The following is a 13,543-nucleotide window of genomic DNA, read 5'->3' as shown; positions in this document are numbered from 1 at the left end:
TCCCGTCTTACATTGATGAGGTAGCCTCAAAACGACGTGATAATTTCAAATAAGGTTAGGAGAAACCAAGCACGCGGATCTCTATTCTGCTGCACTGCGGGAAAACTCTTCGGCGCGGGCGCAAATTTGCGGGATAAAATTCTACCTTATTTGTAGAATATTGCCATTGCGGGTCCGTCGACCGAACTTTAAATGACAATTATGCGCATCCGAGGCACAAATATGCGCTCTGACATAAATAGTGCGACTGGACCGATAATTGTGAACCAGAATGACAGCCCTTCCCCAATTGGAGCGAGCGCCGGCCGTCGCCGGCCCGTCGTGGCAATCATCGGCGGCGGCGTCTCAGGCGCCGGGGTTGCGTATCATTTGACACTTGCCTTGGGAGACAATTCGCCTGCGATCGTCGTCTTCGAGCCGCGCCGGGAAATCGGCCGGGGGCTTGCTTACGACACGGAAGATCCGGCCCACCGGATCAACGTGCCTGCTACGCGCATGAGCCTGTTGCCTGATCATCCGGAGGATTTTCTGGGCTGGATCGAAAGCAACGACGCCGTAGCAGACGATCCCGGCGCTCATCGCCCGGATGGGAACCTCTTTCCGCAGCGCCGGCTCTTTGGCGCCTATGTCGCCGCTGCCTTGCAGCCTCTGGTGCGTAGCGGGGCTGTGCGCCACCGCCGGGCTTTGGTCACCGACGTCAGGCGCGACGGTGCGTTCTGGCACATATCCGATAGCCAGGGTGGCCAGACATTCGCCGATTTTGTCGTCATCGCGACAAGTCATCCCGCCCCTTCGGCACCCGGCAATCTCGACCGGCTCAAGGGCCATCCGCGATTTGTGGGCGACTCAACGATTGCCGGATCGCTCGACGCCATCCGGCCTGATGACAGGATTCTGATCGTCGGCAACGGGTTGACCGCAGCTGACATCGTCGCCTCGTTGGCGCGTAATGGCCATCGCGGACCGATCACTTCCATCTCGCGGCGCGGCCTGCGATCAAGGGGGCACTCGCCGTTTCCGCAGGAGCCGTTCGGCGAATTCGAGGCAGCGCCGGCGCATAGCGCGACCGCCCTTTTACGGCTGGTGCGGCAAACCATCGACAGAGCAGAAGCATGCGGCCAGACGTGGCATGCGGTCATCGACCAGATCCGCGGGCATGGCCATGCGATCTGGCACAATTTGCCTGTTGCCGAGAGGCGGCGGATCGCCCGGCATCTGCGGCCGTTCTGGGACGTGCACCGCTTCCGTATTGCTCCACAGGTGGAGGAGGTGCTCGAAGAAGCGATCGCCGAGGGCCGAATGGAGGTTGTTGCCGCGTCGGTCAGCAATGCGCGCCGGGAAGGCGAGGAGTTTCATGTCGTCTTGCGACGCCGCCATGCCATGCCGCTCGAGCGGGTTTACGACGCCGTCGTCGTTACAACCGGGCCGGCGCATGGCGGCATTCTCGACAGCCAGTCCTGGCTGAGGGACCTGCGCGATGGGGGGAAGCTGCAGCTCGATCCGACCGGCCTCGGCATTGCCTGCAACGAGCACTCGGAAGCCGTGGCCACAGATATGAATGCCGAACCTTCGCTGCTGATTTCTGGGCCGCTTGCGCGCGGTACGTTCGGTGAACTCATGGGCTTGCCTCAGATCACCGAGCATGCCGCCTTTGTCGCCGGCGAGCTCGCGGCGAAAATAATGGCAACCGCAGGGCGCTAGTGGCTCTCCCAGCCACCAGCTGCCAACGCTACACGATCGAGCACGCGGTCTATGCGGCCCGCCTCCATGGTAACGACACTATCGCACATATGGGCGACGACGCCGGGGTCGTGACTGACCAACACAAAGGTCATGCCATGCGACCGCTTGAGATCGTTGAGCAGGTTCAGGATTTCGGCCTGAACGGAGACGTCGAGCGCCGAAGTCGGCTCGTCAAGCAATAGCAGCTTCGGCTTCAGAAGCAGGGCGCGGGCGATCGCCACACGCTGGCGCTGACCGCCCGATAGCTGGTGCGGATAGCGGCCGGCCACAGATGCGGCAAGGCCCACTTGATCAAGGGCCGTCAGCACCTCGGTCTCGACATTGGCAAACCTGCGGATGGCCAGCGGCTCGCCGAGAATATGGCGAATGCGGTGGCGTGGATGCAACGATGAATACGGGTCCTGGAACACCATCTGGATATTGCTGCGCAACGCGCCGGTGATCTTCCTGCCAGGCTGCAACGCTTCGCCAAAGACCTGGATCGAACCGTCCCATTGCGTATTGAGGCCCGCGATGGCGCGCAGCACCGTCGTCTTGCCGCAACCGGATGGTCCGATCAGACCGAAAGTCTGCCCCACCTCGACCTCGAAGCCGACGCCGCGAACCGCCGTGAACCCCTTACCCGTTCCCTGAAACGTCACCGAGAGATTGTCGACATTGAGCGCTTTCATCGGCCGCCCTCATAGATAGGCAAACGCGTGCCATAGGTCGCGGCCGACGGGCGCGCGGCCCAGAGAGCGCGGGTATAGGCCGATCCGGCATTAGCAAGATCGGCGGACGCCATCTCTTCCTCGATCCGGCCCTGCCGCATGACCAGAACCCGGTCGGTATAACGCGAGACCTGCTGCAGGTCGTGACTGATGAGGAGCAGGCCCATGCCGAGCTCTTCCGTCAGTGACCGAAGCAGGGTCAGGATCTGGTCCTGCAGCCCGCGATCGAGTGCGGATGTCGGTTCGTCGGCGATCAGGAGCTTCGGCCGGTTGACCAGCATCGCGGCGATCATGACGCGTTGGCCCATGCCGCCCGAAAGGGCTGCCGGGTAGGAGGAATAGACACGTTGCGGATCAGGCAGACCGACCTTGGAAAGCATGTCGACCGCCTGCTGTCGGCGCTCGGCTGCAGAAAGCTTGGTGTGCAGCAGCAGCGCTTCCTCGACCTGTCGTCCGATCCTGTGGGCCGGATTGAGCGAATATTTCGGGTCCTGCAGCACGAGGCCGATACCGCGGCCTCTCAGCCGGTTCCAGGCAGATGGCGAAAGCGCGGTCAGATCCTGCCCGTCGAACTCCATCCGCTGGGCGTCGATCGTCGCTGAGCGCGGCAGCAATCCCATGATGGCTCGTCCGGTCATCGACTTGCCGGAGCCGGATTCACCGACCAGCGCCACGACCTCACGACGGACGTCGAACGAGACGTCGTCGACGACACTGACCGGTCCCTCTTCGGACGGAAAGGAAATCTGGAGGTTCTTGATCGTCAGCAGCGGCTCAGCCATGTCGTGGATCCAGGATGTCGCGCAAGCCGTCGGCGAGAAGGTTGAAGGCCAGCGACGTAATGAGGATGGCAAGGCCCGGCGTTGCCGCGATCCACCACTGGTCGAAGATGACCTGCGTGCCATCGGACACCATCGAACCCCATTCCGCGGTCGGCGGTCGGACGCCAAGCCCGAGGAAGCCAAGGCCGGCGGCGGCAAGGATGATGCCGGACAGATCGAGGGCGAGCCGGACGATGGCCGATGGCAGGATCAACGGCAGGATGTGTCCCCAGAGGAGGCGGACACCCTTGATGCCGACCATTTCGGCAGCGGCCAGATAATCGCTGCGGCGAAGGGCTGCCGTCTCGACACGGGCCTGGCGGGCGTATGCCGGCCAACTGGTCAGCGCCAGCGCCAGCGCTCCGTTGATCAGCCCCGGCCCCATGATCGCGACGAAGGCGAAGGCAAGCAGCAGCCGGGGAAACGACATGACGATGTCGGTGATCCGCATCAGCACCCGCTCGGTCAAGCCGCCGAAGAAGCCGGCGAGAATGCCCACAATAATGCCGAGCGGCGCCATCAGAAGAACCACGATCAGCACCAGAAGCAGCGTCGGTCGGGCGCCATAGATCAGGCGCGAGAGAATATCGCGGCCGAAGGCATCCGTACCGAGCCAGTGGGCAGCCGTTGGCGGCATGAGGCGGCTCGCGGTTTCCTGCAGGGTCGGATCGTACGGCGCAATCACGGGTGCGAGGAGCGCGGCAAACAGAATGACCAGGACGACGGCAGCGCCTATCGCTGCGGACGGCGAGCGAAGCAGCCGCCTCAAAAAGGACGCGCCGGAGACCGGCGTTTGCACGATCGTGCTCATCGCTTTTTCCCCGCCTCAAGGTTGGCGACTGCAAGGTCCGTCAGGGCGTTCAGCAGCACGAAGGATGAGCCGACGACCAGCGTTGCGCCGAGGATCGCCGGCATGTCACCGGCAAACATCGCCGTCGTCAGATAGCGTCCGATACCCGGCCAGGCAAAGACCGTCTCGGTCAGCACCGCGCCTTCGAGGAGACTCGCATAGGCAAGTGCAATGACGGTGAGCAGCGTGCCCGAGACGTTCGGTAGGATATGGACGAAGACGATGCGGCGGATGCCGGCGCCCTTGGCACGCGCCGTCGTCACATATTCCTGGCCAAGTTCGGTAAGGATTGAAGCACGCGTCAGCCGCGATATCGAGGCAAGCGCGTGAAACGCAAGCACCGTGGCCGGCAAGGCGAGGTGTGCAAGCGCGTCCCTGAAGGCACCTGTCTTGCCCGACACCCATGTGTCCATCAAGGAGAAGCCGGTGACCGGCTTTACCGTATACTGAAATACCACATCCGCCCTGCCCGGCCCAGGCGCCCAATGCAGGCGAGCGTAGAAGAGCAGCAGCATCAGGAGACCAAGCCAAAAGATCGGCACGGAATAACCGATGAGCGAGACGAACCGGGCGAGTGTATCGACCCATGTCCCCTGACGCATCGCAGCCGCGATGCCGAGCGCTAGCCCAAGCATGGCGCCGATGATGATGGCGGCCGTTGCGAGTTCGATCGTGGCAGGAAAGGTGCGGGCGATGTCGCGCGCGACCGGCTGCCCCGTCGAGATCGACTGGCCGAAATTGCCGGAGAGCGCGGTCTCGATATAGCGCAGGAACTGGACCGGAAGCGGCTGGTCGAGACCGAGCTGCACCCGAGCCGCGTCATAGGTCGACTGGCTGGCATGGTCACCGACGAGCTGCAGGGCCGGGTCGATCGGCGACAGGCGCGTCATCGCGAAGGTGACGAGCGCCAGGCCGAACAGCGTCAACGCGAATGACCAAAGCCATTTGAAAAGCGGCCAGACGAACGACAACTCCCGCCAGGCTTTCTTCTGGCGGGAGTCGTTCATGTCGGCATTCGGTGGTGTTGCCGCTTGCGGCACTTATTTTTCTACCTTGTCGTAATAGACCTGATCGGCGTTCAGGCCCTGGGCATAATTCTTCACCTTGTCGCTTAGCACGACCTGATCGTTGCCTTGAAGCATAAAGACGAAGGGCGAGCTAGCCTGGACCTTCTTCTGCAGGTCCTGATAGAGCGCGACGCGCTTTGCCGGGTCTTGTTCCTTGACCGCAGCAAGCGTCTCGTCGGTCAATTCCGGAATCACCCAGCCTGCGTACTTGGCAGCCGTGTTGGTGGAGTTGTCGCGGTTGATCGCAAAGGCGCTGGCGTTGGAGTGCGGGTCGAAATAGTCCGGGATCCAGTAGCGCAGCGTCATTTCGAACTTGCCGGAGCGACCGCGTGCATAGATGTCGCTCGCGACACCCGGCTGGATGTCAAGCTCGATGCCGGCCTTGGCAAAGGTCGACTGCAGCGACTGGGCGATGGACAGGAACGGCTGATCGTTGAAGACGATGAATTCGACCTTGAACGGCGTCTTGATGCCTGCGTCGGCGAGGATCTTCTTTGCCTTCTCGACATCGAGCTTGAACGGCGTGTCGGTCAACGCACCGGGGAAGCCGACGGGCAGAAATGCCTGGTGGACATTGCTCTGTGCGCGAAGGAGATCCTTGGCGATGCCGTTGTAGTCGACGAGATAGCGGGCAGCTTCCCAGAAAGCCGGGTTGCCCAGCGTCGCGTTGGCCTTGCTGTTGAGCAGGATGTAATCGCTGCGGGCGGACGGTACCGACAGCACCTTGAGGCCGTTCTTGTCCTTCAGCGCATCGATCTGGTCTGCGGCCAGGCCGCGGGCAATATCGGCATCGCCCTGCTCGACGAGGAGGCGACGGGCGCTGACATCGGGCACATTGCGGATGATGACGCTCTCGAGCTTCGGCTTGTCTGCGGAATTGGCGTTTGCCTGCAGCACCAGGGCCTCATGCGGCGTGTATGTGGCGATCGTGAATGCGCCGCTGCCGGCCGAATTGGTCTTCAGCCATGCGTTGCCGAAATCGTTGTCCTTGGATTCGGCTGCGACCGACTTTTCGTCGACGACGGAGGCGATCGGCGCGGTCAGAAGCGAGAGCGCAAAACCGGCGCCGACGTCGGCGCTCCAGCTGAGCTTGACGTGCTTGTCGTCCACCCTGGTCACCGCTGCATCGACATTGTCGGCAGTCCAGCCTAGCTCGTTCAGGATGAAGGCCGGTGCCTTATTGAGCTTTACGGCGCGCGTCAGCGAAAACACCACGTCTTCCGGGCGAACCGGGTTGCCGGAGGCAAACTTGGCGTCGGCCAGCGCGAAGGTCAGGCTCTTGCCGTCGCTGCCTGGTTCCCAGGAAGCCGCAAGCGCGGGCTCGATCTTGGTGCCGTCCTCGCGGTTGGACTGGACGAGGCGCTGATAGAGGTTGTTGAACGACTGCACGGTCGTGAGTTCGAACCCCTCCGCGGGGTCGAAGCTGACGGCATCGTCGATCGACTGGGCAACGACGAGCACGTTCGGCGGCGTTTCCGCATGAGCGAGGCTCGCGCCGAAAGCGAGCGCGAGGCCGAAGACGCTGCCGAGCAGGCGCGAACGGCTGGTGATGATGGACATGCAAAACTCCCTTGGTGAGATTATGTTGTTCGAAGAATATGGGTCAGTCGGCGGTCTGGGCGAAGGCTTCGAGTTCAGGATCAAAGTCGATCTCCACCACATTGTTGAAGACGGCGGTGGCGAGCATGATGCCGGCGAAAGCGACGAGGTCGACCAGTGTCTTTTCGTCGTAGCGCGCTTTCAACTGCGTCCAGATTTCGGCAGGGATCGCATTGGAGTTCGCAACGATCGCCTTGCCGAAGTCGTCGAGAAGCGCTTCCTCTTCCGAGAGTTCCAGGGCATCCGGGTTGAACCCGGCATTCATCAGAGCGCGGCGGAAGAAGGTGACGGCGATCTTCGATCTGCTGGCCTTCGAAATCGAGTGCGAGAAGATCCATATTGAACGGTCGTCGATAGATCCGAGCTCGGCGCGCAGCGTGAACCACTCCGCATAGATACGGTGGGCGGTCGGCGAATGAAGCAACGTCCGCTTCATGTTGGTCATGCGACCGCGAACCCTGACTTCCTCGTCGTGCGCGCTCCTGATAACTTCGGACGCGGTTTCGTAGTCGATCGGCGGGATGTGGCTCATGATGCCTGCTCTTTGAACATGTGGAGAAACTATCCGGTGCCCGGAAAAATGGGCAGTCCGTCTTTGTCTACCTTTTTACTGTTCTTTCGAAAAAATTTGCGCGGAAACCCTGAAATCAAAATGTTCTTTGCAACTCAGATATATCACAGCGCGGCGCTGCGCTAGGCCGCATGGATTTGCGACGAGGGCAATGAAGATGCAATGCGAAAATGGTTCTTGCCTTCAGTTTTGGCACAATAAAGTGCCCTGTCAGCTGCGGCGAAAATATCTTTCGGCGCCAAGTCCCTGGCAGCAAAGGCGACACCGACCGAAGCGCCGATGCCGATACGTTGCCCGTTATAGCCAAACGTGCCGCCGAGGGATGTCACGATGATATTAGCCACCCGCTCCGCATCCTCGTCGCAGGCGCAGGAATGCAGGACCGCGAACTCGTCTCCGCCGATCCGCGCGACGATCTCCGCGCCCTCGAGCGACACCAGCAGCCGACCGGCTGCCTCCCTGAGGCATTCGTCACCTGCCTGATGCCCCAGGCTGTCATTCACCAGCTTGAAACCGTCGAGATCGACGAGGAAAAGCGCGACGGCATTTCCAGGCGCGTCGGCGCCGCATAGCGCCTGAAACTTCGATTGAAACTGGACGCGATTGGGAAGGTCGGTCAGGACGTCGAATTCCGCAAGATGCTTGATTTCATCGAACATCATTTTCTCGGCCGTGATGTCCTGCTTCATCCCGAATATCCGGACCGGCACATCGTCTTCGCATTCCACCGTGGCCGTGATCCGTATCCAGCGGCGGTTGCCCTTGGCGGTGACGATCTCGGCGTCGAGGCTAAACCCATCGTGTTTCTGGATCGCAAGGCCGCGCAACCTCGTCAACTCGGCGAGCGATTTCTCAGTGTAGAACCTTATGATCTCGTTGCGTCTCAACGGGTAGCCCGGCGGCAGGTCGAAGAGTTCGTAGACCATATCGGTCCAGGTCAGGCGCTCGTCGTGGAGGCTGCATTCCCACACGCCGATGCGTGCTGCTTTGGACGACCTGTCGAACAGCTTCTTGAGATGAGCGAGCTCGGCAGACGGCCCTCGTGCGAAAGCATGTCTTCTGCTGTAGAGGGACGCGTTATCGAAACGACGGGAGAAGTTGTTCCATTGACGTCCAACCTGTGACGTGAGTTCATGAACAATCGCCGAGAACATTTATGGTCCTTGCAGGTGCAAAAAGGGGCGTTCATACCACCATCGTTCCATGCTGGACGGGAAAGATTGACGTTCTACCTTCGTAGCCGGTCTTCCACTGATTTCTCGAAAAAAATAATTGCAATGGCTAAATCAGCGTTAAGGCGGACCGCCCGCCGTTTGCATCGCTGCTAGGAAACGCAACTCAGCGTGCTATCGAGCGCGTCGCTGGCTTCCGGACAGGACGTGCTTCGGACTGCGTTTGCGCGCATCAGTCTTCCCATTGTCTTCAGCCGTTCGATTGTCGCTGGCGTCCGGCCGGCCCTCGGACTCCCACAGCGCATAGGCACGCTGACTGATCCACTCGTCCTCTCTTAAGAGCACGCATGACCTCGAACAACGGCGGAATGAAAATCGATCTATCGAGGCTCGCAAATGGCGCTTGCGAAGTCGTTACTCTGGCGGCCCTATTCCTCAACTGGAGGCGATCTTCTCTTTCTCCGGAAGCCAGGAGTGGTAGAGCGGGTGATCGGAAAGGATCGGCAAGGGGGTTGGAAGTCCTGTGCGCTGAGACTGATATGCTGCCGTGACGAGTTCGAGAGAATTGCGGGCATCCTCAAGGGTGACCGGTGGCTCCTCGCCGCGCATCAATGCTTGGTGGAAAAGCTCGAACTGGCGCGTGTAACCGTCTTCCTTGTGCTCATAGCCCGCCAGCGCCTCATCGACGCGTCCCTGGTGCTCCTCGTTCCCGGCGACAAAGCTCCACGGGTCGCGTCCCATCGTATACGGCTCAAGAATGCTTTCGACGACGAGATCGCTGAAGCAGAAGCGAAGGCGCGAGATCTCCTTGCGCGAGCCGAGCGTCATCGACAGGCTTGCAAGCGAGCCGTTCTTCATTTTAACCGAAAGGGCGGCCGTATCCTCGACCTCGATCGGGTTCACCAGCGTCTTGCCATAGGCGAAGATCTCGGCACAGGCGCCATGCACATAGTTCAGCATGTCGTGGGCATGGATGGCGTGGCCCAGCAGTCCGCCGCCAAGTTCGGTTACCCATTTGCCCCGCCACGGCACCGCGTAGTAATCCGGCCCACGCCACCAATGCGTTTCAATCGTCGTCAGAAACGGGCTCCCGGTGAGACCAAGATCGATGAGCATCTTCAGCTTCTGCAGACCCGAGCCATAGCGATACTGGAAGATCGGCATCAGCTTCGGGCCTTCGGCCCTTGCGATGATCCGGCTCATCTCATCGACCTCGGCGATGGAGCCAAATAGTGGCTTTTCGCAGATGACGTGCTTGCCGGCTTCGATCGCCTTGCGGCAGAGCTCGAAATGCGAACTCGGGGGAGTGCATATATCGATCACGTCGAGGTCGGCGCGCCGGATGAGCGTTTCCGCATCCTGCGTATAGTCCGCAATGGCAAATTCCTCGCACAGGGCCTTGCCGCGCTCGTCATCGAGCGAGCAGAGGACAGGAACCTCGAAGAGCTCCTTGTTCCAGGCAAAGCCTGTCAGATGGCGGGAGGCAATGCCTGCTCCGATGACACCGACGCGGAGTTTCTTCGTCATTGCGGGGTCCTCACCTTGCGCCCAGTCACTTTGCACCAAGTCTGGCTGCCTTGGCCTGTGCCTCCAGCGAAAGCCGGCAGACCTCATAGACATGCTGGTGGGTCATCGCGGTCTGTGTCCGGTCCCGCACATCGACGGTGAAGGCATCGAAATAGTCCAGCCGTTCGTCGCTGCAATCGATGTGAGTCGTCTCCTCGCCGTTGACGAGGAAAAGGTGATCCTTACCCGGACGACCGGCAATATCGATATACTTGCGCAGTTCAATATAGCCATGCGTGCCGAGAATGGTCAGGCGCCCGTCGCCCCAGGTTGGCAGCGCGTCCGGGGTGAACCAGTCCACGCGGACATAGCCGGATGCCCTGTCAGAGCGAAGCAGCACCTCGCCGAAATCCTGGAAGGCCGGCCGTTGCGGCATGGCGAAATTTGCGACCGAGCTTGCGACCACCTCACCACTCGTGGAACCTGTATAGAAGAGAAACTGGTCGATCTGATGCGAGGCGATATCGACAATGATGCCGCCGAATTTCTCGGGATCAAAAAACCATTCGGGCCGCGTCGGCAGTTGCAGGCGGTGCGGCCCCATGCCGATCGTCTGGATGACCGTGCCGATCGCGCCCTCCTTGACGAGCTTGCCCGCCTTGACGGCGGAACGCACACAGTGGCGCTCGGAAAAGCAGATAGAGAAGATGCGGCCGGTCTCAGCCACCGTCCTCTGCACCTCTTCCAGCTGCGCAAAGGTTGTCACCCCCGGTTTGTCTGTCATCACGTCCTTGCCGGCGCGCATAGCCCGGATGGCAAGATCGGCCCGATCACAGGGGATTGCGGCAATGCAGATCACGTCGATTGAAGGATCGGCAAACAGCCTCTCCCGATCGATCTGCGGCGCATCCGGATAGGTCCGCCTGAAGGTCTCGATCAGCGCCGGCACCGAGGTTTGTGGGCAATAGCCTACGAACTGTCCGCCGGCTGCAAGCAGACCCTTCACATGATCGAGGGTATGCCCATGGTCGATCCCAACGACTGCAAATCTCAGCATGACAACAATGTCCTTCTACCTGAAAACTCCTCCCGCCCGGACGTCGAGTCTCTGGGCGATCTCCTTGCAGCAAAACAGACAGCGAAAGCCGGCATCTGTCAAGGCCACCGTGACGATACCATTCGCGACAAATCATCTTAACACCATGATTCATTTATGAAAAAACTTGTATCTAAATAGTTATTTACTAAGCAAGCCGCGTGTTCATTTTCACCCATTTTGGAAAACTCCTGGTAAGCGCGCGGAGGTCTGCGCCTCAGGCCTTGGTCTTGCTGTTTCTCCGCGTTAGGTTTGCACCTGCCGATTTTCTGGTACGCCTACCTCTTCGGTTTCAGCGTGATCGGTCCTTGGGAGCGATCGACCAACGCCACCGCCGTGCGATTGTCCCGCCCTCAAATCACCGCCCCCGCCGAATGCCGACGCCCGATAAGTCCACCGACATCGCGAATAGCAGAAAATCATTTCTGTAAACGCCTAGGAACCGATAGAACTTATCTCGATATTATCCATAAACTTCGTAGTCTTTTCTCAGATGCGAGGGACCATGAGCGATATAGCAGTGCAGATCGACACAGACGTTCTCGTTGTGGGAGGAGGTCCCGCTGGCTGCTGGGCGGCCTGGAACGCGGCCGCGAACGGCGCGAAGGTCATCCTCATCGAAAAGGGCTACGTTGGGACAAGTGGCGCGACGGCCGCAGGGAACACCACGACAATCTACACCCCCCGCGGCTCGGCTGAGAGAGCCGCGACGGTTGCGCAAAGGGTCCGCCTGGGCCACGGCTTCTCCGAGCCGGCGCGCATCGAACGAGTGCTTGACCGGACCATGGAGAACCTCGACCTTCTCGCCGAATGGGGTTACGACTTTCCGACATACGAGGATGGCCGCCCCTACCGCGGGATGCTCCGCGGACCGGACTACCTCCGCTTCATGCGTCAGAAGCTGATCAAGGCGCGCGTCAAGATCATCGACCACTGTCCCGTGGAAGAACTCCTCGTTTCCGACGGCATTGCCGCCGGCGCCATTGCAAGGTACCGACGCACGGGCGAGACGTTGCAGATCCATGCTGGGGCGGTTGTCATAGCAACCGGAGGATGCGCCTTCCTCAGCGGCGCGCTGGGAACCAACAACCTCACCGGCGACGGCTACCTGATGGCCGCCGAAGCGGGCGCAGTTCTCTCCGGAATGGAATTCTCCGCGCAGTATGGCATCTCGCCGGCCTACTCGAGCGTCACCAAGGGCGTCGTCTACTTCTGGGGTACCTTCAGCGACGAACAAGGCAACGAGCTGTCGGCGCCGGGCGACCGGCAAAGCGTGGTTGCCAGTGAGCTAATTAACGGACCCGTCTACGCGATTTTGGACAAAGCCTCCCCTCGCCTGCAGGAAGGATTTCGCCGCGGCCAGCCAAACATTTTCGTGCCGTTCGACCGGATGGGCATCGACCCTTTCACTCAGCGCTTTCCCATAACGCTTCGCCACGAAGGGACCGTCCGCGGAACCGGCGGCCTGAAGATCGACGGCCGCGCGACGACGACAGTGCAAGGCTTGTTCGCAGCCGGCGACGCCGCAACACGTCAAGGCATGTCAGGCGCGACGACCGGGGGCGGCGGGCCGAATTCGAGCTGGGCGATGGCAACAGGGTCCTGGGCGGGAGAAGACGCCGCAAGGTTCATACAGTCGCTTAGTGCAAAGTGGCGCAGCCGGACCACACGCTCGGCAAACGAGCGATCCAACGTCAACCCCGTCCGAGCCGCGACCGACATCGATGCTGTTTTGGAAGAGGCCAAGCAGCAGGTGCTCCCCTTGGACGGCGGCTATTTCAGGAACCATGAGAGTCTTTCCAAGGCATCTAGTCGTCTTGCTGACCTGTGGCACGAAGAGAGATGGAGAATCCACCGCACGGCGAGGGTTCGCGAGGCGGAAGCGCTCATCGCCACGGCGCGCTGGGCGACCGACAGCGCTCTCCTGCGAAAGGAAAGTCGCGGTCTTCAACGCCGGACGGATTTCCCCGATACGAACGCGATACTTGCCCGACCGATCGACGCCGGCGGCACCGAGGGCTTCTGGGCGTCGTTCCAGTCAGAAAATCAAGTGAGTGCGGCATCATGATCGAGATCGTCAGCGAAGACCGCTGCATCAAGTGTGACCTCTGCGTCGAAGCCTGCCCCGACAACGTATTTGATGCGGTACAGGAAGGAATCCCGGTGATCGCCCGGCAGTCCGACTGCCAGACCTGCTTCCTTTGCGAACTCTTCTGCCCGACTGATGCGCTCTACGTGTCGCCGCTGTCAGAGACGATCGAGGGTTCGACCGAAGCCGATCTGATTGCGCGCGGCGTGATGGGCAGCTTCCGTCGAGAGATGGGCTGGAAAAACGCCAAGCCGCGCGGAACTGCTGGCGACATGAGTTACCGGATCTTCGAGACCGGCACGATCATACCCTAACTGGA

General features: G+C 60.7%; 13 protein-coding genes. 3 read left to right on the top strand and 10 right to left on the bottom strand.

Annotated elements, in window-relative coordinates:
- The first annotated feature begins 222 nt into the window (after positions 1 to 222).
- Positions 223 to 1,701, top strand: coding sequence for an FAD/NAD(P)-binding protein (locus AC1D2R_RS06255; RefSeq protein WP_477965844.1), 1,479 nt, complete (start codon positions 223 to 225; stop codon positions 1,699 to 1,701).
- On the opposite strand, the gene AC1D2R_RS06250 is transcribed toward AC1D2R_RS06255, so the two are convergent.
- The 10 genes from AC1D2R_RS06250 to AC1D2R_RS06205 form a co-directional block, all read right to left on the bottom strand.
- Positions 1,698 to 2,414 carry an ABC transporter ATP-binding protein gene (locus AC1D2R_RS06250; protein ID WP_477965842.1) on the bottom strand — a complete coding sequence of 239 codons (717 nt, stop codon included), beginning with the start codon at positions 2,412 to 2,414 and terminating at the stop codon, positions 1,698 to 1,700. The two genes, AC1D2R_RS06255 and AC1D2R_RS06250, sit on opposite strands and share 4 nt — an antisense overlap.
- The gene (locus tag AC1D2R_RS06245; RefSeq protein WP_477965840.1) at positions 2,411 to 3,235 is read right to left on the bottom strand and encodes an ATP-binding cassette domain-containing protein; all 825 of its coding nucleotides are present in this window, start codon (positions 3,233 to 3,235) and stop codon (positions 2,411 to 2,413) included. Before AC1D2R_RS06245 ends, AC1D2R_RS06250 begins: the two co-directional genes overlap by 4 nt.
- Positions 3,228 to 4,085, bottom strand: coding sequence for an ABC transporter permease (locus tag AC1D2R_RS06240; protein ID WP_477965838.1), 858 nt, complete (start codon positions 4,083 to 4,085; stop codon positions 3,228 to 3,230). Before AC1D2R_RS06240 ends, AC1D2R_RS06245 begins: the two co-directional genes overlap by 8 nt.
- The gene (locus AC1D2R_RS06235; protein ID WP_477965836.1) at positions 4,082 to 5,164 is read right to left on the bottom strand and encodes an ABC transporter permease; all 1,083 of its coding nucleotides are present in this window, start codon (positions 5,162 to 5,164) and stop codon (positions 4,082 to 4,084) included. Before AC1D2R_RS06235 ends, AC1D2R_RS06240 begins: the two co-directional genes overlap by 4 nt.
- Positions 5,165 to 6,751, bottom strand: a complete 1,587-nt coding sequence (locus AC1D2R_RS06230) for an ABC transporter substrate-binding protein (protein WP_477965834.1) — start codon at positions 6,749 to 6,751, stop codon at positions 5,165 to 5,167.
- Between the two features lie 43 nt (positions 6,752 to 6,794).
- Positions 6,795 to 7,322, bottom strand: coding sequence for a carboxymuconolactone decarboxylase family protein (locus AC1D2R_RS06225; RefSeq protein WP_477965832.1), 528 nt, complete (start codon positions 7,320 to 7,322; stop codon positions 6,795 to 6,797).
- 161 nt (positions 7,323 to 7,483) lie between these two features.
- On the bottom strand, positions 7,484 to 8,515 hold the full coding sequence (locus AC1D2R_RS06220) for a diguanylate cyclase domain-containing protein (protein WP_477965830.1): 1,032 nt from the start codon (positions 8,513 to 8,515) through the stop codon (positions 7,484 to 7,486).
- 192 nt (positions 8,516 to 8,707) lie between these two features.
- Positions 8,708 to 8,878 (bottom strand): DUF2934 domain-containing protein, encoded by a 171-nt coding sequence (locus AC1D2R_RS06215; protein ID WP_477965828.1) that lies wholly within the window; start codon positions 8,876 to 8,878, stop codon positions 8,708 to 8,710.
- Between the two features lie 90 nt (positions 8,879 to 8,968).
- A complete protein-coding gene (locus AC1D2R_RS06210) occupies positions 8,969 to 10,060 on the bottom strand; it encodes a Gfo/Idh/MocA family protein (RefSeq protein WP_477965826.1) in 1,092 nt (363 codons plus the stop codon).
- Positions 10,061 to 10,085: 25 nt separating this feature from the next.
- Positions 10,086 to 11,096: a Gfo/Idh/MocA family protein gene (locus AC1D2R_RS06205; RefSeq protein WP_477965824.1), complete on the bottom strand. Its 1,011-nt coding sequence runs from the start codon at positions 11,094 to 11,096 to the stop codon at positions 10,086 to 10,088.
- A 544-nt stretch (positions 11,097 to 11,640) separates the two neighbouring features.
- Here AC1D2R_RS06205 and AC1D2R_RS06200 point away from each other — a divergent pair.
- Both AC1D2R_RS06200 and AC1D2R_RS06195 read left to right on the top strand, forming a co-directional pair.
- Positions 11,641 to 13,203 carry an FAD-dependent oxidoreductase gene (locus AC1D2R_RS06200; protein WP_477965822.1) on the top strand — a complete coding sequence of 521 codons (1,563 nt, stop codon included), beginning with the start codon at positions 11,641 to 11,643 and terminating at the stop codon, positions 13,201 to 13,203.
- On the top strand, positions 13,200 to 13,538 hold the full coding sequence (locus AC1D2R_RS06195) for a 4Fe-4S dicluster-binding protein (protein WP_477965820.1): 339 nt from the start codon (positions 13,200 to 13,202) through the stop codon (positions 13,536 to 13,538). Before AC1D2R_RS06200 ends, AC1D2R_RS06195 begins: the two co-directional genes overlap by 4 nt.
- Positions 13,539 to 13,543 lie beyond the last annotated feature (5 nt).

Source organism: Rhizobium sp. P1_C7, from assembly GCF_056406295.1.
Note: the sequence above shows the minus strand (reverse complement) of the source record. Positions and strands in the feature narration are given on the sequence as shown.